The sequence below is a fragment of the Pseudomonas sp. Z3-6 genome (assembly GCF_051131985.1).
GTDB classification, from domain to species: Bacteria; Pseudomonadota; Gammaproteobacteria; order Pseudomonadales; family Pseudomonadaceae; genus Aquipseudomonas; species Aquipseudomonas zanjanensis.
On the sequence record NZ_CP071644.1, the window covers coordinates 726,083 to 746,510 of the forward strand.

General features: G+C 57.0%; 17 protein-coding genes, 2 tRNA genes and 2 rRNA genes. 12 read left to right on the forward strand and 9 right to left on the reverse strand.

Annotation, left to right across the window (positions count from 1 at the left end; translation table 11 throughout):
* Positions 1-176 precede the first annotated feature (176 nt).
* From J3P88_RS03220 to J3P88_RS03235, 4 genes are read left to right on the forward strand one after another with little or no spacing between them, the layout of a single operon-like run.
* The gene (locus J3P88_RS03220; RefSeq protein WP_434573985.1) at positions 177-770 is read left to right on the forward strand and encodes an aminodeoxychorismate/anthranilate synthase component II; all 594 of its coding nucleotides are present in this window, start codon (positions 177-179) and stop codon (positions 768-770) included.
* 9 nt (positions 771-779) lie between these two features.
* Entirely contained in the window at positions 780-1,829 is a 1,050-nt protein-coding gene (trpD, locus tag J3P88_RS03225) for an anthranilate phosphoribosyltransferase (protein WP_092146427.1), read from the forward strand.
* A complete protein-coding gene (trpC, locus tag J3P88_RS03230) occupies positions 1,826-2,662 on the forward strand; it encodes an indole-3-glycerol phosphate synthase TrpC (protein WP_186729588.1) in 837 nt (278 codons plus the stop codon). Before trpD ends, trpC begins: the two co-directional genes overlap by 4 nt.
* Before the next feature lie 3 nt (positions 2,663-2,665).
* Positions 2,666-3,367: a lipoate--protein ligase family protein gene (locus J3P88_RS03235; RefSeq protein ID WP_434573988.1), complete on the forward strand. Its 702-nt coding sequence runs from the start codon at positions 2,666-2,668 to the stop codon at positions 3,365-3,367.
* On the opposite strand, the gene crp is transcribed toward J3P88_RS03235, so the two are convergent.
* Complete coding sequence (crp, locus tag J3P88_RS03240; RefSeq protein ID WP_186706984.1) at positions 3,364-4,008, reverse strand: cAMP-activated global transcriptional regulator CRP; 645 nt, start codon at positions 4,006-4,008, stop codon at positions 3,364-3,366. The two genes, J3P88_RS03235 and crp, sit on opposite strands and share 4 nt — an antisense overlap.
* A gap of 235 nt (positions 4,009-4,243) precedes the next feature.
* On the opposite strand from crp, the gene J3P88_RS03245 reads away from it, so the two are divergent.
* Positions 4,244-4,666, forward strand: coding sequence for an OsmC family protein (locus tag J3P88_RS03245; RefSeq protein WP_003206127.1), 423 nt, complete (start codon positions 4,244-4,246; stop codon positions 4,664-4,666).
* A gap of 127 nt (positions 4,667-4,793) precedes the next feature.
* On the opposite strand, the gene coq7 is transcribed toward J3P88_RS03245, so the two are convergent.
* From coq7 to hemJ, 6 genes are all read right to left on the reverse strand, one after another.
* The gene (coq7, locus tag J3P88_RS03250; RefSeq protein WP_060740380.1) at positions 4,794-5,441 is read right to left on the reverse strand and encodes a 2-polyprenyl-3-methyl-6-methoxy-1,4-benzoquinone monooxygenase; all 648 of its coding nucleotides are present in this window, start codon (positions 5,439-5,441) and stop codon (positions 4,794-4,796) included.
* A gap of 75 nt (positions 5,442-5,516) precedes the next feature.
* The gene (locus tag J3P88_RS03255; RefSeq protein ID WP_003316306.1) at positions 5,517-5,855 is read right to left on the reverse strand and encodes a histidine triad nucleotide-binding protein; all 339 of its coding nucleotides are present in this window, start codon (positions 5,853-5,855) and stop codon (positions 5,517-5,519) included.
* Positions 5,856-5,938: 83 nt separating this feature from the next.
* Complete coding sequence (locus J3P88_RS03260) at positions 5,939-6,727, reverse strand: SDR family NAD(P)-dependent oxidoreductase (protein ID WP_434573992.1); 789 nt, start codon at positions 6,725-6,727, stop codon at positions 5,939-5,941.
* 62 nt (positions 6,728-6,789) lie between these two features.
* Positions 6,790-7,755 (reverse strand): DUF805 domain-containing protein, encoded by a 966-nt coding sequence (locus J3P88_RS03265; protein ID WP_186706986.1) that lies wholly within the window; start codon positions 7,753-7,755, stop codon positions 6,790-6,792.
* Positions 7,756-7,806: 51 nt separating this feature from the next.
* Positions 7,807-8,775: an NAD(P)H-dependent flavin oxidoreductase gene (locus tag J3P88_RS03270; protein WP_186706987.1), complete on the reverse strand. Its 969-nt coding sequence runs from the start codon at positions 8,773-8,775 to the stop codon at positions 7,807-7,809.
* A gap of 35 nt (positions 8,776-8,810) precedes the next feature.
* Positions 8,811-9,242, reverse strand: a complete 432-nt coding sequence (gene hemJ / locus J3P88_RS03275) for a protoporphyrinogen oxidase HemJ (RefSeq protein WP_186706988.1) — start codon at positions 9,240-9,242, stop codon at positions 8,811-8,813.
* Positions 9,243-9,377: 135 nt separating this feature from the next.
* On the opposite strand from hemJ, the gene argC reads away from it, so the two are divergent.
* Both argC and erpA read left to right on the forward strand, forming a co-directional pair.
* The gene (argC, locus tag J3P88_RS03280; RefSeq protein ID WP_122566710.1) at positions 9,378-10,412 is read left to right on the forward strand and encodes an N-acetyl-gamma-glutamyl-phosphate reductase; all 1,035 of its coding nucleotides are present in this window, start codon (positions 9,378-9,380) and stop codon (positions 10,410-10,412) included.
* 141 nt (positions 10,413-10,553) lie between these two features.
* Positions 10,554-10,904 (forward strand): iron-sulfur cluster insertion protein ErpA, encoded by a 351-nt coding sequence (gene erpA, locus J3P88_RS03285; RefSeq protein WP_003177727.1) that lies wholly within the window; start codon positions 10,554-10,556, stop codon positions 10,902-10,904.
* Positions 10,905-10,971: 67 nt separating this feature from the next.
* Here the strand turns inward: erpA and J3P88_RS03290 are convergent, their stop codons facing one another.
* Together J3P88_RS03290 and J3P88_RS03295 are read right to left on the reverse strand one after the other, a co-directional pair.
* Entirely contained in the window at positions 10,972-12,063 is a 1,092-nt protein-coding gene (locus J3P88_RS03290) for an anhydro-N-acetylmuramic acid kinase (RefSeq protein WP_434573995.1), read from the reverse strand.
* Between the two features lie 2 nt (positions 12,064-12,065).
* Complete coding sequence (locus tag J3P88_RS03295) at positions 12,066-13,484, reverse strand: peptidoglycan DD-metalloendopeptidase family protein (protein ID WP_434573997.1); 1,419 nt, start codon at positions 13,482-13,484, stop codon at positions 12,066-12,068.
* A gap of 212 nt (positions 13,485-13,696) precedes the next feature.
* Between J3P88_RS03295 and tyrS the strand changes: the two genes are divergently transcribed.
* From tyrS to J3P88_RS03320, 5 genes are all read left to right on the forward strand, one after another.
* A complete protein-coding gene (gene tyrS / locus J3P88_RS03300; protein ID WP_434573999.1) occupies positions 13,697-14,896 on the forward strand; it encodes a tyrosine--tRNA ligase in 1,200 nt (399 codons plus the stop codon).
* Between the two features lie 561 nt (positions 14,897-15,457).
* Positions 15,458-16,994, forward strand: a 16S ribosomal RNA gene (locus J3P88_RS03305).
* Positions 16,995-17,117: 123 nt separating this feature from the next.
* Positions 17,118-17,194: transfer RNA gene (locus tag J3P88_RS03310), tRNA-Ile, on the forward strand.
* 10 nt (positions 17,195-17,204) lie between these two features.
* Positions 17,205-17,280: transfer RNA gene (locus J3P88_RS03315), tRNA-Ala, on the forward strand.
* A gap of 241 nt (positions 17,281-17,521) precedes the next feature.
* Positions 17,522-20,413: ribosomal RNA gene (locus tag J3P88_RS03320) — 23S ribosomal RNA — on the forward strand.
* Together the 16S and 23S rRNA genes with 2 tRNA genes alongside form the textbook arrangement of a ribosomal RNA operon.
* Positions 20,414-20,428: the final 15 nt, after the last annotated feature.

A 20,428-nucleotide genomic window follows, 5' to 3' on the forward strand; every position in this document is an offset into this window, starting at 1 on the left:
GTTGGCGCGCCTGAACAATCTCCGCCGGCCTCGCCGGACCTGTACCGATTTGCCTTCTTTACCCGCTGTAGAACCGCTTCGCCGGGGTATCAATCGCCGCGCCAAGCGCAGCAGCGTGCGGGTCACTCTCTGAAGGCTGTATTTAAAGTCAGTGAATTCAATAGGTTGCTTACGCCATGTTGCTGATGATCGATAACTACGACTCTTTTACCTACAACGTTGTGCAGTATCTCGGCGAGCTGGGTTCCGAGGTCAAGGTCGTGCGCAACGACGAACTGACCATCGCCGAAATCGAAGCCCTCAAGCCTGAGCGCATCGTGGTTTCCCCCGGCCCGTGCACGCCAACCGAAGCGGGCATTTCCATCGACGCTATCAAGTATTTCGCCGGCAAGCTGCCAATCCTGGGCGTCTGCCTGGGGCATCAGTCGATCGGCCAGGCGTTCGGTGGCGATGTCGTGCGCGCCCGGCATGTCATGCACGGTAAGACTAGCCCGGTATTCCACGAGGACAAGGGCGTGTTCGCGGGGTTGAATCATCCGCTTACCGTAACCCGCTACCACTCGCTGATCGTCAAGCGCGAAACTCTGCCCGACTGCCTGGAGTTGACGGCCTGGACCCAGCTTGAAGACGGCTCCGTCGATGAAATCATGGGGTTGCGCCACAAGACGTTGAATATCGAGGGTGTGCAATTCCATCCCGAGTCTATTCTCACCGAGCAGGGCCACGAGCTGTTCGCCAACTTCCTCAAACAAACCGGCGGCACGCGCTAAGGACTTTTCATGGATATCAAGACAGCCCTGAGCCGTATCGTCGGCCATCTCGACCTGAGCACCGACGAGATGCGCGACGTGATGCGTGAAATCATGACCGGCCAATGCACGGATGCGCAGATCGGCGCGTTCATGATGGCCATGCGCATGAAGAGCGAGAGCATCGATGAAATCGTCGGTGCCGTGTCGGCGATGCGTGAGCTGGCGGACAAGGTCGAACTCAAGACCCTGGACGGCGTGGTCGATGTGGTCGGCACCGGTGGTGACGGCGCCAATATCTTCAACGTGTCCACCGCCTCGTCGTTTGTCGTTGCGGCGGCCGGTTGCACCGTTGCCAAGCATGGCAACCGCGCAGTCTCAGGCAAGAGCGGCAGTGCCGATCTGCTGGAGGCGGCTGGCATCTACCTGAACCTGACGCCGGTTCAAGTGGCGCGCTGTATCGACAATGTCGGCATTGGTTTCATGTTTGCCCAGACGCACCATAGCGCCATGAAACACGCTGCCGCGCCGCGCCGTGAGCTGGGCCTGCGTACGCTGTTCAACATGCTCGGCCCGCTTACGAATCCGGCCGGCGTGAAGCATCAAGTGGTGGGCGTGTTCAGCCAGGCGTTGTGCCGGCCGTTGGCCGAAGTCCTGCAGCGCCTGGGCAGCAAGCACGTGCTGGTGGTCCATTCGAAGGATGGCCTGGATGAATTCAGCCTGGCGGCGCCGACATTCGTGGCCGAACTAAAAAATGATCAGATCAGCGAGTATTGGGTCGAACCTGAAGACCTCGGCATGAAGAGCCAGAGCTTGCATGGCCTGGCGGTCGATGGTCCGGCCCAATCGCTGGAGTTGATCCGCGATGCCCTGGGTCGCCGCAAGACCGAGAATGGCCAGAAAGCCGCCGAGATGATCGTGCTCAATGCCGGTGCCGCGTTGTACGCCGCCGACCACGCCAGCAGCCTCAAGCAAGGCGTGGAACTGGCCCATGATGCACTGCACACTGGCCTGGCCAGGGAAAAACTCGAAGAGTTGGGTGCATTTACCGCCGTATTCAAAGTGGAGAACGAAGGATGAGCGTGCCAACGGTTCTGGAAAACATTCTGGCTCGCAAGGCTGAGGAAGTGGCTGAGCGTCGCGCTCGCGTCAGTCTGGCCGAGCTGGAAAACCTGGCGCGTTCAGCGGATGCGCCGCGGGGTTTTGCCACGGCGCTGATCGATCAGGCCAAGAAAAAACAGCCGGCGGTGATTGCCGAAATCAAGAAGGCGTCCCCCAGCAAGGGCGTGATCCGTGAACACTTCGTTCCGGCCGACATTGCACGGAGCTACGAGAAGGGCGGCGCGACCTGCCTCTCGGTGTTGACTGACGTCGACTTTTTCCAAGGGGCCGACGACTACCTGAAGCAGGCGCGGGCGGCGTGCAAGTTGCCGGTGATCCGCAAGGATTTCATGATCGATCCGTACCAGATCGTCGAGGCTCGGGCGCTGGGCGCCGATTGCGTGCTGTTGATCGTTTCCGCCCTGGACGACGTGAAAATGGCCGAACTGGCGGCCGTAGCCAAGAGTGTCGGGCTGGATGTCCTGGTGGAAGTCCATGACGGCGACGAGTTGGAGCGAGCCCTGAAAACCCTCGATACGAAACTGGTCGGTGTGAACAATCGCAACCTGCACACCTTTGAAGTGAGCCTGGAAACCACTCTGGACCTGTTGCCGCGCATCCCACGGGATCGCCTGGTCATCACTGAAAGTGGCATCCTCAATCGGGCCGATGTCGAGCTGATGGAAGTCAGCGATGTCTACTCATTCCTGGTGGGCGAGGCCTTCATGCGGGCCGAGAACCCGGGGACGGAATTGCAACGACTGTTCTTTCCTGAACGAGGCCTGCCGGTGAGCGGCTCGACGCTGGACTGATCCATGTCGCCTGTGATGTCCCTTACCGTCGAAGCGGGTCTGCAAGCCGAACAGGATCTGTTGGCCAGCATCTGCGCGGGCGACGCCGAATTCGGCCTGCTGTTCTGGCAGCCCAATGACCGTGCGCTGGTCATGCCGCGCCGCTTGAGTCGCCTGCCGGGATTCGAGCACGCCTGTGAAGTCTCGGCCGCCCATGGCTGGCCAGTCCTGCTGCGCGAAACCGGCGGTGAGCCGGTGCCGCAGTCGGCCGCTACCGTCAATATCGCCTTGGTCTACGCGCCACCGCGCAGCGAAGGTGACCATGGCCGCATCGAAACCGGGTACCGCCGATTGTGCGATCCCATCTGCCAATTGCTGGATGAATTGGGCGGGGTGCCTTCGCTGGGCGAAGTGGAAGGGGCCTTTTGCGACGGACGCTTCAACGTCAACCTCGACGGCCGGAAGATGGTTGGCACCGCTCAGCGCTGGCGCCAGAGCAAGGGCGGTCAACGTCCGGTGGGTCTGGTTCATGGCGCGCTGTTGCTGGAGAACGAGCGCGAGTCCATGGTCGCGGCGGTCAATCGCTTCAATGAAGCCTGTGGCCTGGAGCAGCGAGTGCGTGCCGAGAGCCACATCGCCCTGCATGAAAAATTCCCGGCGCCTCACGCGTTGGAGCGGCTCGAAGCGTTGTATCGGCAAATGCTGACCCAACTGCTGGGCGCTTAACGCGTTCCGAACACCACCATGGTCTTGCCTTTGACGCTGACCAAGTTGCGCTCTTCCAAGTCCTTGAGTACGCGACCGACCATTTCCCGCGAACAACCGACAATCCGTCCAATCTCTTGGCGGGTCACCTTGATCTGCATGCCGTCGGGGTGGGTCATGGCATCGGGCTGCTTGCACAATTCCAGCAGGCAACGTGCGACACGTCCGGTGACATCGAAAAACGCGAGATCGCCGACCTTGCGGGTGGTATTGCGCAGGCGTTGTGCGATTTGTCCGCTGAGGACGTAAAGAATGTCCGGGTCTTGCAGGGACAGTTCTCGGAATTTGGCGTAGCTGATTTCCGCAACTTCACATTCAATCTTGGTCCGCACCCAGGCACTGCGTTCTTGCTCCTTGCCCGCCTGTTCGAACAACCCCAGCTCGCCGAAGAAATCTCCGGAGTTGAGGTAGGCGATGATCATTTCCCGACCGTCGTCATCTTCTATCAGGATGGTAACCGAGCCCTTGAGGATGAAAAACAGCGTGTCGGAACGATCACCTGCACAAATGATGTTGTGTTTGGCTGGATAGCGGCGGCGCTGACAATGCATCAAAAGTTTGTCGAGATTCTTGATCTTGAGCGTGGGAGTAATGGCAACCATGGTTGTATCCCGAAAGACTGCGCAGTGTTGTGGTTTGGTTTTGTTATGAGGGCGAATGGCTATCGCTAAAAGCTGGCCATACGCCAGCGAATTCGCGCCAGCTTAACAGAGGCGTCTTGAATAGATTCGAGAATTTACCTACAGGCTGACAGGAAGAGCTTCCTACGACGGAGAGCCGTCATGACGAGGTGCTGTGCTAAGCTGGCGACCCTTTTTTAACAGTGGAGTCTTGGCGATGAAGGCACGCATCCAATGGGCTGGCGAAGCCATGTTCCTCGGTGAGTCAGGCAGTGGTCATGTGGTCGTCATGGACGGCCCGCCAGAGGCCGGTGGCCGGAACCTGGGTGTTCGGCCGATGGAAATGCTCCTGTTGGGCGTGGGCGGTTGCAGCAACTTCGACGTGGTCAGCATTCTCAAGAAGTCCCGCCAGGCCGTCGAAAGCTGCGAAGCGTTCCTCGAAGCGGAACGCGCCACTGAAGACCCAAAGGTGTTTACCAAGATTCACATGCACTTCGTGGTGAAGGGGCGAGCCCTGAAGGAAGCCCAGGTCAAGCGCGCCATTGAGCTGTCTGCTGAGAAGTACTGCTCGGCTTCGATCATGCTTGGTGCCGCCGGGGTCGAAATTACCCACGATTATGAAATCATCGAGTTGGGTTGAGTCGCCATCCAAGGGCTTGCGACTTGCTGCACTGAAATGGTCGGATAGAAAAAAGGCGACTCCCGTTGGGAAGTCGCCTTTTTAGTTTCCGGGGAATGAGGATGGGTTATCCAAATCCCAATCATCGTCAAATCCGATAAGTGCTCTTGGTCATGACCTTGGCCAGCAGGCTCATGCCGAATTTCACCGGGGCCGGGAAACGGAAGCCACCGGCGTCAAGCGCGCTTTCGGCGTGGTGTTCTTCATCCACGCGCATCTGCTCGAGGATCGCCCTGGATTTCTCGTCCTCAGCCGGCAATTGCTCCAGGTGTTCGTTCAAGTGCTTGCACACTTGATGCTCGGTCGCCGCGACGAAGCCGAGGCTGACTTTGTCGCTGATCAGCCCGGCGACGGCGCCGATCCCGAACGACATCCCATAGAACAGCGGGTTCAGGACACTGGTGTGGCTGCCCAGTTGGCGAATCCGTTGTTCACACCAGACCAAGTGATCGATTTCTTCCTCGGCGGCATGTTCCATTGCCTCACGCACCTGCGGCAGCTTCGCTGTCAGCGCCTGGCCCTGATACAGCGCCTGGGCGCAGACTTCGCCGGTGTGGTTGATACGCATCAATCCAGCGACGTGGCGGGTTTGCTCGTCACTCAATTGCGCGTCCGGTTGCACGATAGCCGGTGATGGGCGGTACGGCTGGCCACTGAAGGGCAGCAGAGTGCGCATCGCGGTGTCGGCTTGCAGCAACAGGCGGTCAATCGGCGAGTAGTGACGTTGGGTAGTCATGCTTACCTCCGGGAAAAATCACAGCGGCCAGTTTAACCCAATCGGCCGTCGAAGATTTGCGTTGGGTCAGGGGTATCAGCCCGGCGGCCAGTTCATCTGGCGCTGACCCAGCACATGCATATGAATGTGATAGACCGTCTGCCCACCCAGTTCATTGCAATTCATCACCACGCGAAAACCTTCTTCACAGCCCAATTCCAGCGCCAGGCGCTGGGCAGTGAACAGAATGTGCCCGGCCAGGCCCTTGTCTTCTTCGGTAAGGTCATTGAGCGTGCGGATCGGTTTCTTTGGAATGACTAGAAAGTGCACGGGCGCTTGGGGGGCGATGTCGTGGAAGGCCAGTACCTGGTCATCCTCGTAAATGATCTTCGCCGGGATTTCCCGGTTGATGATCTTGGTAAACAGAGTATCCACAGCTGTTTTCTCCGTTGGGTTCGTTGAGGTCGAATGCCTCGAAGGCCTCGATCGAGGTGTCTTGGCTGTTCAGCGTGAGGGCATCAGTGCGGGCAGTAAGCCTTGTTGACCATGCCGGCGATCGTCCGGACCAGCCACCGTGATCCTAGCCGCGGCAGTACGGCCAGCCAGCGGTTGCGGCGTCCGGGAATGATGATGGCGCGGTTTTTGTCCAGTGCGCGCACGGCGTACAGGGCGACTTCTTCCGGGCTCATCAGCGATTTGCTGGCGATGAGTTTTTGCTCGTCCATCTGCGCCTTGGAAAAAAAGCCGGTTCGGGTCGGACCAGGACAAAGCACCGAGACCTTGATCGCGCATTTTTTCAATTCAACCCGCAGGGCTTCGGAGAAGTGCAGCACATAGGCCTTACTGGCGTGGTAGGTGCTCATCCAAGGTCCGGGCTGGAACGCGGCGACCGAGGCAACGTTGAGGATCTGGCCGCCGCCAAGCAGCGCCATGCTATTGCCAACGGCATGACAAAGCCGTGTCAGGGCAAGGATGTTGACTTCGATCAGGTCCTGCTCGGTCATCCAGTCCTGGCCCAGGAACGGCCCGCTGGTGCCGATACCCGCGCAATTGACCAGCAGGTCGATTTGCCGTTCACCTTCCTCCAGTTCCAGCAAAAAGCCTGAAAGCCTCAGCGGTTCGCCCAGGTCGCAAGCCCGGAACAGTACCTCCACGCCAAACCGCTGGGTCAGTTCGATTGCAATGCTTTCCAGCCGATCACGTTGTCGAGCCACCAGTATCAAGTTGCGGCCACGCCGGGCCAGCGCTTCAGCCATGGCCAGGCCGATGCCGCTGGAGGCGCCAGTGATCAGTGCGTAACGGGTCATGCAGTTCTCCATCGCAACAGCCCGCCGCCAAATGACTGGGCTGTCACCGGCATGAAGCGCGCTTATTGTTCCTCTTCTTCTTCATAGTCTACAGAAGGCGGAGCGGGCTCGGCTGCCTCAACGGCGGGCTCTTCAGCGGTTTCGCTGCTGGACTCGCTGCTTTCGTAGCTGCTCAGGCTGCTGGTGTCGTAGTCTTCCTGGAGGGCTCCGAAGATGCCTGCAAACGTGGCGATGAAAATCAATACGATCATCACGAGCCAGAGCGAGGCCAACAGCTTGACCCCCGTGGTATTGCGCGGGGGTGGCGGGCCATATTGGTTTGCACCGGTGTTGCCTGGCGCGATGATGAGGATGAACGGGAAGATGCTGCCCACGAAGGGAACCAGGTTGATCAGCCACAACCACCCCGACCAACCGAGGTCGTGCAGGCGCTGGACGTTGAACTGGATGCTCACGAAGGCAAAGGCAAGCACAACGACCGCAGCGAGCAGGCCGCCGACAATGAGCGCCGCTATCGAGTCGGAAGCCAGCAGCCAGGTCGAGGCGAGCCAGAAGCCCACGCCGACCAAGGGCAGTAGAGCCAGGGTCAACGCCATGGTCCAGGCCAGGTAGCGAAGGCGCCCAATACGGCCATCGAAGCTGAAGGGCTTGAGGGTGCTGTACTCGGCAAGCGCTTCACCGACTTCGGCGCGGGGAGGCGCGTAGGGCGAGGCGGGTTCGATGATCGAATCGGGGTGGCGTCCACTCGGTTGCCGTGGCGCGTCCTGTACTTCGCCAAGGCTCAATTGGACGGTGGGTTCGGCTTCGATCCTGGCATCGATACCGCTTTTGTTGAGCGCTTCGAGGTACTGCTGCGCCTCGTTCTGGGACAGGTTGCTTTTCAGGGCCACCTTGCGACCGGTGAACAGTCGTTCAATGGCGGCGACGTCGCTCTTGAACAGCTCGGCGAGGTTGAGTTTGGCGGTGGTGGTATCGACGCCCGGCATCACGCCGCCGTCGAACACGATGTTGAAACGGGTTTCGCTCATGCCCGGCATCCTTGTCTCTGAAAGTTAAGTAGTTGTTTTGTTTGGGCTGGTTCAGCGCGGCCATTGCCCGCCAAGCTGTGCCGCCCGGGCTTGTGCTTGACGGTATTCTTCATCCAGGCGCGCCACCAACTGATCGACGCTGGGCAAATCATCGATTCCCCCCACGCCCTGGCCGGCGGACCATACGGTTTTCCAGGCCTTGGCTTCATCGTTCAGCGGTTTGAGTTTCGAGCCAAAATCCACCTCGCCTTTGTTCTGCAGGGCGGCGAGATCGAAACCGGCATTCTCCAGGCTCTGGCGCATGAAACTCGCCGGCACCCCGGATACAGCAGGAGTATGCACGATGTCCGCGGCTCTGGATGTGAGCAACATCTCTTTATAAGCGTCAGGTGCGTGGCTTTCGCTTGTACCGATAAATCGCGTACCGAAGTAGGCCAGGTCCGCGCCAAGCAATTGTGCGGCCAGAATCTGATGGCCGTGGTTCAGGCATCCTGCAAGCAGCAGGGTCTTATCGAAAAACTGGCGGATCTCGGCAATCAGTGAAAACGGGCTCCAGGTCCCGGCATGCCCGCCTGCGCCGGCGGCAACGGCGATCAAGCCATCGACACCGGCTTCGGCGGCTTTTTCGGCATGACGTCGGGTCGTCACGTCATGGAACACCAGCCCGCCATAACCGTGCACCGCGTCCACTAGTTCTTTCACCGCGCCCAGGCTGGTGATGACGATCGGCACCTTGTGTTCGATGCAGATGGCCAGGTCGGCTTGAAGTCGCGGGTTGCTGTGATGGACGATCAGGTTCACGGCGTAGGGCGCCGGGTTTTCCAAGGTCGCCAGGCCTGCTTCGATTTCTTCCAGCCAGGCCTTGAAGCCGCTGCTTTCGCGCTGGTTCAACGCCGGAAAGCTGCCGACGATGCCATTGCGGCAGCAGGCCAGCACCAATTGCGGATTGGAAATCAGGAACATGGGCGCCGCCACGACGGGCAGGCGCAAGCGTTGTTCAAGCAGAGCGGGCAACGACATTGGAAGTACCCCGGATAATGAATGCTGATTGGAGATTAGAACGGTCGGACGACGACCAGAATTACGATAGCCAGCAATATCAGAACCGGCACCTCATTGAACCAGCGATAAAAGACATGGCTGCGGGTGTTTTCGCCACGAGCGAAGCGTTTCACCTGGGCGCCGCACATGTGGTGGTAACCGATCAACAGCACGACCAAGGTCAACTTGGCGTGCATCCAGCCTCCCTGAGTGAAGTAGGCACCGGCGTTGAGGCTCAGCAGCCAGATGCCGAATATGAGGGTGGCGATCATCGCCGGGCCCATGATGCCGCGGTACAGCTTGCGCTCCATGACGCTGAAGCGCTCTTTGCTGACGCTGTCCTCGCTTTGGGCGTGATAGACAAACAGGCGAGGCAGGTAGAACAGGCCGGCGAACCAGCAGACCATGCTGACAATGTGAAGTGCTTTGAGCCACAGATAGAGCATTTTTAGTTATTCCAAGAAATCACGGTAGCTCGATAGTAGAGGTTAGAGCGGCCGCACGTCACCTTGACGGTTGTCGCCACGCCCTGCGGCCCCTATCATCGACGGCTTTCCAGTGGGTTCGTTGAGGGCAGGTTTATGGTCAAGGTCGGTATCGTCGGCGGCACGGGTTACACCGGTGTCGAACTGCTGCGTCTGCTGGCACAGCATCCGCAGGCTGAAGTGGTGGTCATCACCTCCCGATCCGAGGCCGGCCTGGCCGTCGCCGACATGTACCCGAACCTGCGAGGCCATTACGACGGCCTGGCGTTCAGCGTTCCGGACGTCAAGACCCTCGGCGCCTGCGATGTGGTGTTCTTCGCCACGCCCCACGGTGTTGCTCACGCCCTGGCCGGCGAACTGCTGGCCGCCGGCACCAAGGTCATCGACCTGTCGGCGGACTTCCGCCTGCAGGACGCCGATGAATGGGCCAAATGGTACGGCCAGCCCCACGGTGCGCCGGAACTGCTTGAAGAGGCGGTCTACGGCTTGCCGGAAGTCAATCGCGAGAAGATCAAACAGGCACGATTGATCGCTGTGCCGGGTTGCTATCCGACGGCGACACAGCTGGGGTTCTTGCCGCTGCTGGAAGCCGGTCTTGCCGATGCTTCGCGCCTGATCGCCGACTGCAAGTCCGGTGTCAGCGGTGCCGGGCGTGGCGCCAGTGTCGGCTCGCTGTATTCCGAGACGTCGGAAAGCATGAAGGCGTACGCGGTCAAAGGGCATCGCCACTTGCCGGAAATTCGCCAGGGCTTGCGCCGGGCAGCGGGCAAGGACGTCGGCCTGACCTTCGTGCCGCACCTGACCCCGATGATTCGTGGTATCCATTCCACCCTGTATGCGACTGTCGTCGATCGTTCGGTGGATCTGCAGGCGTTGTTTGAAAAACGTTATGCCAACGAACCGTTCGTCGACGTGATGCCGGCTGGCAGTCATCCGGAAACCCGCAGCGTGCGCGGTGCGAACGTTTGCCGGATCGCCGTGCATCGTCCCCAGGACGGTGATCTGGTGGTGGTGTTGTCGGTCATCGACAACTTGGTCAAGGGCGCGTCCGGCCAGGCCGTGCAGAACCTGAACATCCTGTTCGGGCTGGATGAGCGCCTGGGGCTGTCCCATGCGGGGATGTTGCCTTAAGAGCAGCCACAAGCTGCAAGCTTGCAGCTTTGAACTTGTAGCTTGCCGCTGCTCCGCAAATAGTTGACCAATTTTCTAGGAGAAGCGGATAATGCCCGCCATCACGCATTATGGCGGCGTAAGCGCCGGGAGATATTCAGCATGAGCGTCGAAACCTTCACCCCCACGGCTTTGCAATTCACCCACGGTGCCGCGCACAAGGTGAAGAGCCTGGTCGATGAAGAGGGCAATGATCGTTTGAAGCTGCGCGTATTTGTTACGGGCGGCGGTTGTTCCGGTTTCCAGTACGGCTTCACTTTCGATGAAGAAGTGGCCGAAGACGACACCATTGTCGAGCGCGAAGGGGTCAGCCTGGTGGTCGACCCGATGAGCTTCCAGTACCTTGCAGGTGCCGAGGTAGATTATCAGGAAGGTCTGGAAGGCTCGCGTTTCGTGATCAAGAACCCTAACGCCACCACCACTTGTGGGTGCGGCTCTTCGTTCTCGATCTGAAGGCTTCAATAAAAACGCCGCGGTGCCTTAGGCCCTGCGGCGTTTTTTTTGTCCGTGATTATTGGATTCAGGCCGGGTAGATAGCGCCGAGTATGCGCAGGCCACGGGCGCCCGTGACACTTGGACGGTTACCTGGAATACCTTCAAGACAGCAATGGGCGAGCCAGGCGAACGCCATGGCTTCGACCCAGTCCGGATCCACTCCATATGCCGCCGTGCTGCTGACGGTGGCCTCTGGCAGCAATTCAGCCAGGCGCTTCATGAACGCCTGGTTGTGCGCGCCGCCGCCGCAGACCAGCAACTCCTGAGTATTCGGCTGGGCATACTGAAGTGATTCGACGATGGTCAGGGCGGTCAGTTCGAGTAACGTCGCCTGGACGTTTTCCGGGGCGAAGGCTGGCAACTGCGACAAATGCTGGCTCAGCCACGGCAGGTTGAATACTTCACGACCGGTACTTTTCGGACCCTTGGTGACGAAGAAGGGGTCGCTGAGCAGTGCCTTGAGCAAGGCTGGCTCGACTTTTCCGCTGGCGGCCCATTGGCCGTCGCGATCGAAATGCTCACCGCGTTGTTGATGAATCCAGGCATCGAGCATTACGTTGCCTGGGCCGCAGTCGAAACCGGCGACAGGTTTTGCGGGCGCTATCAGGCTGAGGTTGCTGAAGCCACCGACATTCAGCACGGCACGATGACCGGCTCGTTCTTCGAACAATGCTTCGTGAAACGCCGGGACCAGTGGGGCGCCTTGCCCGCCAGCGGCGACATCGCGGCTTCGGAAATCGCTGACGACGGTGATGCCGGTCAATTCGCTCAACAGTGCCGGATTGCCAATTTGCACAGTAAACCCACGGGCCGGTTCATGGCGGATGGTCTGGCCGTGGCTGCCAATCGCCCTGATGTCTTCAGGCTTGAGTTTCTGTTCGTTGAGCAGGGTATGGATGCCCTGCGCGGCCAGCTTTACCCAGCTTTGTTGGGCAATGGCGGAACGGGCGATCTCATCGGGCCCGCTGCTGCACAATTCGAGCAATTCGGTGCGCAGAACGGCGGGCATGGGGATGTAGTGCGTGGCGATCAATTTGATCGCCGGGGTCAGTTCGATCAGTGCGATATCCAAGCCGTCCAGGCTGGTCCCGGACATCACACCGATATAAAGCGCCATGCTTAGCGCTTGCTCGAGGCCAGCATGGTGGCTTTCTCTTGATCCATGCGAGCCATCAAAGGTTGGCTTTGAGCCAGGAAGCGTGCGCGCTCGCCCTTGGCGATCGGATCGGCCATCGGCAACTTCTGGCCAAGTGGATCGACATGAACGCCGTTGACCTGGAACTCATAGTGCAAGTGCGGGCCGGTGGAGAGGCCGGTGGTGCCGATGTAGCCAATCACCTGGCCTTGCTTGACGGTGCCGCCAGTCTTCACGCCTTTGGCGAAGCCCTGCATGTGCCCGTACAGGGTGCGATAGGTATTGCCGTGCTGAATGATCACGGTGTTGCCATAACCGCCGCGACGGCCTGCCAGCAACACCTTGCCGTCGCCGGCTGCCTTGATTGGCGTGCCACGAGGGGCGGCGTAGTCGACACCTTTGTGGGCGCGAATCTTGTTCAGGATCGGATGCTTGCGACCTGCGGAGAACTTCGAGCTAATACGGGCGAAATCAACCGGTGTACGGATGAATGCCTTGCGCATGCTGTTGCCGTCGGCGGTGTAGTAGCTGCTGTTGCCTTGCTTGTTGGTGTAGCGCACCGCAGTGTACGTCTTGCCGCGGTTGGTGAAGCGCGCGGAGAGAATCGGGCCGTTGCCGACGCTCTTGCCATTGACCACTTTCTGCTCGTAGATGACGTCGAATTCGTCGCCCTGGCGAATGTCCTGGGCGAAGTCGATGTCGTAGCCGAAGACACTGGCCATATCCATGGTCAGGCTATGGGAAAGGCCGGCGCGCGCAGCGGACTGGGACAGCGAGCTGTTGATGACGCCATGGACGTAGGCCGAGCGAACGGTAGGCTTGGCGGTGACGCGGTTGAATACATAACCCTTGTCATTTTTGGTCAGGGTGATGCTTTCCAGGTCACTCAGCTTGGTGTGCAGGTTGGTCAGCTGTCCGTCTGGATTGAGTTCGAATTCGAGTTTCTGGCCGCGTTGCAATTGAGTGAATTGCTTGGCTTGTTTGTCGCTGGCCAGGACTTCATGGACCGAAGTCGAAGGCAGGCCAACCTTTTCGAAGAGTGTGGAGAGAGTGTCGCCCTTGGCAACAATCACTTCGCGATGGTCCGGTCCTTTCTTTTCTTCTGCCACAGGCGCTTCTGCCTGAGAGGCGGCCTGGGCAGGGTCTTGCGGGCTGTTTTCAATCTGTGCAAACGGAGAAGCAGCCGGCTCGTTTGTGGCTTGAACGGCTTCGGCGGCGTCTTGTTCTTGTGTCAGTTGTTCAGCAGGGCTTTCCAGTTCAAGACTCAGAGTCGTCTTTTTGGCTTCAACATCGCTGGAGGGAAACACCAGGAGCGCCAGGCTAAGGAGGGCTGCGATGCCACTTGCGGCAAGCAGGTGGGTCTTCGGGTAAAGCGGCGGCGCTTTAGACGGTTCTGTGGTCATAAGTAATTTTGGCTTTTGAAAAAATGAATTGGAAAAGATGAATGACATGATGAAGATGAAATAACTGTATAAAATATAACCAAAACCCCTGCGAAGCAAGCCCGCGAACGCTCTGTTCTGTGGATTGGCGTCCTTGCGCCTGGCAAACCTTGTATTTGGTGCGCGATCTTGTATGGTTGGGGCCCTTTGAATCTGAGCCTTACGGGTCTGTTATGAAGTCGGTTGAAGAGCAGCTAGCGCTGATCAAGCGTGGTGCGGAAGAACTGTTGGTCGAGTCCGAGTTGATCGAAAAGCTCAAGCGTGGGCAGCCGCTGCGTATCAAGGCTGGCTTCGATCCGACGGCGCCCGATCTGCACCTGGGTCACACCGTGCTTATTAATAAGCTGCGCCAGTTCCAGGATCTGGGCCACCAGGTCATCTTCCTTATAGGTGACTTCACCGGCATGATCGGTGACCCGAGCGGCAAGAGTGCTACGCGCCCGCCGCTGACCCGTGAGCAGGTCCTCGATAACGCCGAGACCTACAAGACCCAGGTATTCAAGATTCTTGATCCGGCCAAGACCGAAGTGGCTTTCAACTCCACTTGGATGGATAAGATGGGGCCGGCGGATTTCATTCGCCTGACGTCTCAATACACCGTGGCTCGCATGCTTGAGCGCGATGATTTCGACAAGCGCTATACAACCAATCAGCCAATCGCTATCCATGAGTTCCTCTATCCGCTTGTACAGGGTTATGACTCGGTTGCGTTGCGCGCGGACGTTGAGCTCGGCGGCACCGATCAGAAATTCAACCTGTTGATGGGGCGTGAGCTGCAGCGCGGTTATGGTCAGGAGGCGCAGTGCATCCTGACCATGCCATTGCTGGAGGGGTTGGATGGCGTGAAGAAGATGTCCAAATCGCTGGGCAACTACGTGGGCATCCAGGAAGCGCCAGGCGCCATGTACGGCAAGCTGGTCTCCATTCCTGATGCGCTGATGTGGCGCTACTTCGAGCTGTTGAGCTTCCGGTCAATGGATGAGATCAATGCGTTCCGTGCTGATGTAGAGGCTGGGGCTAATCCGCGGGACATCAAGATCAAGCTGGCCGAAGAGATCGTTGCTCGTTTCCATGGTGAAGAGGCAGCTGCCAGCGCTCACCGTGCGGCGGGTAATCGTATGAAGGATGGCGAGCTGCCGGATGACTTGCCGGAGATCGAGCTGGTTGCTGCCGAGGGTATGCCGATTGCGGCGGTCCTTAATAAAGCAGGCCTGGTCAAGAATGCGGCGGTGGCACGAGATCTCCTTGGTTCGGGCGGTGTGCGTGTAGATGGTGAGGTTGTGGATCGCACCTATATATATGAGCTGGGTTCTACTCATGTATGCCAGGCCGGCAAGAAGGCTTTTGCGCGGATTACGCTGAAATCCGAATAAAGCTGAAATTAAGGGTTGACGGCAGATTCTGGAAGTCTATAATTCGCCCCACTTCCGGCACAGTCGAAACGGAAAACTCCTTGAGATTCAATGAGTTAAGTAGGTTTCGAAGATGCAGGGCTTCAGTTCATCGAAGCTTGGAAGGAGCAGATAGAGCGGTGATGTTTGGCTCTATCGGCGGTTCGATCTTCTCGGTCGAAAGCGGTGAAAAAGAGGTGTTGACAGCAGCGAGTAACGCTGTAGAATTCGCCTCCCGCTAACGAGAGATCGGAAGCGCAAGTGGTTGAAGTTGTTGATGTTTCCGAAGCGAAACTTTGAAAACTTCTTAAAATAACCGCTTGACAGATACACGGGGCGCTGTAGAATGCGCGCCTCGGTTGAGACGAAAGACTCAGCCAACCGCTCTTTAACAACTGAATCAAGCAATTCGTGTGGGTGCTTGTGGAGTCAGACTGCTAGTCAACAGATTATCAGCATCACAAGTTACTCCGCGAGAAATCAAAGATGTAACCAACGATTGCTGAGCCAAGTTTAGGGTTTTCTCAAAACCCAAAGATGTTTGAACTGAAGAGTTTGATCATGGCTCAGATTGAACGCTGGCGGCAGGCCTAACACATGCAAGTCGAGCGGTAGAGAGGTGCTTGCACCTCTTGAGAGCGGCGGACGGGTGAGTAATGCCTAGGAATCTGCCTGGTAGTGGGGGATAACGCTCGGAAACGGACGCTAATACCGCATACGTCCTACGGGAGAAAGCAGGGGACCTTCGGGCCTTGCGCTATCAGATGAGCCTAGGTCGGATTAGCTAGTTGGTGGGGTAATGGCTCACCAAGGCGACGATCCGTAACTGGTCTGAGAGGATGATCAGTCACACTGGAACTGAGACACGGTCCAGACTCCTACGGGAGGCAGCAGTGGGGAATATTGGACAATGGGCGAAAGCCTGATCCAGCCATGCCGCGTGTGTGAAGAAGGTCTTCGGATTGTAAAGCACTTTAAGTTGGGAGGAAGGGCATTAACCTAATACGTTAGTGTTTTGACGTTACCGACAGAATAAGCACCGGCTAACTCTGTGCCAGCAGCCGCGGTAATACAGAGGGTGCAAGCGTTAATCGGAATTACTGGGCGTAAAGCGCGCGTAGGTGGTTCGTTAAGTTGGATGTGAAAGCCCCGGGCTCAACCTGGGAACTGCATTCAAAACTGTCGAGCTAGAGTATGGTAGAGGGTGGTGGAATTTCCTGTGTAGCGGTGAAATGCGTAGATATAGGAAGGAACACCAGTGGCGAAGGCGACCACCTGGACTGATACTGACACTGAGGTGCGAAAGCGTGGGGAGCAAACAGGATTAGATACCCTGGTAGTCCACGCCGTAAACGATGTCAACTAGCCGTTGGGAGCCTTGAGCTCTTAGTGGCGCAGCTAACGCATTAAGTTGACCGCCTGGGGAGTACGGCCGCAAGGTTAAAACTCAAATGAATTGACGGGGGCCCGCACAAGCGGTGGAGCATGTGGTTTAATTCGAAGCAACGCGAAGAACCTTACCAGGCCTTGACATCCAATGAACTTTCCAGAGATGGATTGGTGCCTTCGGGAACATTGAGACAGGTGCTGCATGGCTGTCGTCAGCTCGTGTCGTGAGATGTTGGGTTAAGTCCCGTAACGAGCGCAACCCTTGTCCTTAGTTACCAGCACGTTATGGTGGGCACTCTAAGGAGACTGCCGGTGACAAACCGGAGGAAGGTGGGGATGACGTCAAGTCATCATGGCCCTTACGGCCTGGGCTACACACGTGCTACAATGGTCGGTACAGAGGGTTGCCAAGCCGCGAGGTGGAGCTAATCCCACAAAACCGATCGTAGTCCGGATCGCAGTCTGCAACTCGACTGCGTGAAGTCGGAATCGCTAGTAATCGCGAATCAGAATGTCGCGGTGAATACGTTCCCGGGCCTTGTACACACCGCCCGTCACACCATGGGAGTGGGTTGCACCAGAAGTAGCTAGTCTAACCTTCGGGAGGACGGTTACCACGGTGTGATTCATGACTGGGGTGAAGTCGTAACAAGGTAGCCGTAGGGGAACCTGCGGCTGGATCACCTCCTTAATCGACGACCGCAGCTGCTTCATGAGCTCCCACACGAATTGCTTGATTCATTGAAGAAGACGATAGAAGCAGCTTTAAGCTCCAAGCTGATAGCTCACAGCTAACAGTTACAAGCTCGAAATTGGGTCTGTAGCTCAGTTGGTTAGAGCGCACCCCTGATAAGGGTGAGGTCGGCAGTTCGAATCTGCCCAGACCCACCAATTTTGTTATGGGGCCATAGCTCAGCTGGGAGAGCGCCTGCCTTGCACGCAGGAGGTCAGCGGTTCGATCCCGCTTGGCTCCACCATAAACTGCTTCTGAAAGCTTAGAAATGAGCATTCCATCGGTTCGATGGTGAATGTTGATTTCTAGTCTTTGACTAGTTCGTTCTTTAAAAATTTGGGTATGTGATAGAAAGATAGACTGGACGTTACTTTCACTGGTAACGGATCAGGCTAAGGTGAAATTTGTGAGTTCTCTTAGTTGAGAAATTCGAATTTTCGGCGAATGTCGTCTTCACAGTATAACCAGATTGCTTGGGGTTATATGGTCAAGTGAAGAAGCGCATACGGTGGATGCCTTGGCAGTCAGAGGCGATGAAAGACGTGGTAGCCTGCGAAAAGCTTCGGGGAGTCGGCAAACAGACTTTGATCCGGAGATGTCTGAATGGGGGAACCCAGCCATCATAAGATGGTTATCTTGTACTGAATACATAGGTGCAAGAGGCGAACCAGGGGAACTGAAACATCTAAGTACCCTGAGGAAAAGAAATCAACCGAGATTCCCTTAGTAGTGGCGAGCGAACGGGGACTAGCCCTTAAGCTTCTTTGATTTTAGCGGAACGCTCTGGAAAGTGCGGCCATAGTGGGTGATAGCCCTGTACGCGAAAGGATCTTAGAAGTGAAATCGAGTAGGACGGAGCACGAGAAACTTTGTCTGAATATGGGGGGACCATCCTCCAAGGCTAAATACTACTGACTGACCGATAGTGAACTAGTACCGTGAGGGAAAGGCGAAAAGAACCCCGGAGAGGGGAGTGAAATAGATCCTGAAACCGTATGCGTACAAGCAGTGGGAGCCCACTTTGTTGGGTGACTGCGTACCTTTTGTATAATGGGTCAGCGACTTATTTTCAGTGGCGAGCTTAACCGAATAGGGGAGGCGTAGCGAAAGCGAGTCTTAATAGGGCGTCTAGTCGCTGGGAATAGACCCGAAACCGGGCGATCTATCCATGGGCAGGTTGAAGGTTGGGTAACACTAACTGGAGGACCGAACCGACTACCGTTGAAAAGTTAGCGGATGACCTGTGGATCGGAGTGAAAGGCTAATCAAGCTCGGAGATAGCTGGTTCTCCTCGAAAGCTATTTAGGTAGCGCCTCATGTATCACTGTAGGGGGTAGAGCACTGTTTCGGCTAGGGGGTCATCCCGACTTACCAAACCGATGCAAACTCCGAATACCTACAAGTGCCGAGCATGGGAGACACACGGCGGGTGCTAACGTCCGTCGTGAAAAGGGAAACAACCCAGACCGTCAGCTAAGGTCCCAAAGTTATGGTTAAGTGGGAAACGATGTGGGAAGGCTTAGACAGCTAGGAGGTTGGCTTAGAAGCAGCCACCCTTTAAAGAAAGCGTAATAGCTCACTAGTCGAGTCGGCCTGCGCGGAAGATGTAACGGGGCTCAAACCATACACCGAAGCTACGGGTATCACGCAAGTGATGCGGTAGAGGAGCGTTCTGTAAGCCTGTGAAGGTGAGTTGAGAAGCTTGCTGGAGGTATCAGAAGTGCGAATGCTGACATGAGTAACGACAATGGGTGTGAAAAACACCCACGCCGAAAGACCAAGGTTTCCTGCGCAACGTTAATCGACGCAGGGTTAGTCGGTCCCTAAGGCGAGGCTGAAAAGCGTAGTCGATGGAAAACAGGTTAATATTCCTGTACTTCTGGTTATTGCGATGGAGGGACGGAGAAGGCTAGGCCAGCTTGGCGTTGGTTGTCCAAGTTTAAGGTGGTAGGCTGGAATCTTAGGTAAATCCGGGATTCCAAGGCCGAGAGCTGATGACGAGTTACCCTTTGGGTGACGAAGTGGTTGATGCCATGCTTCCAAGAAAAGCTTCTAAGCTTCAGGTAACCAGGAACCGTACCCCAAACCGACACAGGTGGTTGGGTAGAGAATACCAAGGCGCTTGAGAGAACTCGGGTGAAGGAACTAGGCAAAATGGCACCGTAACTTCGGGAGAAGGTGCGCCGGTGAGGGTGAAGCACTTGCTGCGTAAGCCCACGCCGGTCGAAGATACCAGGCCGCTGCGACTGTTTATTAAAAACACAGCACTCTGCAAACACGAAAGTGGACGTATAGGGTGTGACGCCTGCCCGGTGCCGGAAGGTTAATTGATGGGGTTAGCTAACGCGAAGCTCTTGATCGAAGCCCCGGTAAACGGCGGCCGTAACTATAACGGTCCTAAGGTAGCGAAATTCCTTGTCGGGTAAGTTCCGACCTGCACGAATGGCGTAACGATGGCGGCGCTGTCTCCACCCGAGACTCAGTGAAATTGAAATCGCTGTGAAGATGCAGTGTATCCGCGGCTAGACGGAAAGACCCCGTGAACCTTTACTATAGCTTTGCACTGGACTTTGAATTTGCTTGTGTAGGATAGGTGGGAGGCTTTGAAGCGTGGACGCCAGTCTGCGTGGAGCCATCCTTGAAATACCACCCTGGCAACTTTGAGGTTCTAACTCAGGTCCGTTATCCGGATCGAGGACAGTGTATGGTGGGTAGTTTGACTGGGGCGGTCTCCTCCTAAAGAGTAACGGAGGAGTACGAAGGTGCGCTCAGACCGGTCGGAAATCGGTCGTAGAGTATAAAGGCAAAAGCGCGCTTGACTGCGAGACAGACACGTCGAGCAGGTACGAAAGTAGGTCTTAGTGATCCGGTGGTTCTGTATGGAAGGGCCATCGCTCAACGGATAAAAGGTACTCCGGGGATAACAGGCTGATACCGCCCAAGAGTTCATATCGACGGCGGTGTTTGGCACCTCGATGTCGGCTCATCACATCCTGGGGCTGAAGCCGGTCCCAAGGGTATGGCTGTTCGCCATTTAAAGTGGTACGCGAGCTGGGTTTAGAACGTCGTGAGACAGTTCGGTCCCTATCTGCCGTGGACGTTTGAGATTTGAGAGGGGCTGCTCCTAGTACGAGAGGACCGGAGTGGACGAACCTCTGGTGTTCCGGTTGTCACGCCAGTGGCATTGCCGGGTAGCTATGTTCGGGAAAGATAACCGCTGAAAGCATCTAAGCGGGAAACTTGCCTCAAGATGAGATCTCACTGGGACCTTGAGTCCCCTGAAGGGCCGTCGAAGACTACGACGTTGATAGGCAGGGTGTGTAAGCGCTGTGAGGCGTTGAGCTAACCTGTACTAATTGCCCGTGAGGCTTGACCATATAACACCCAAGCAA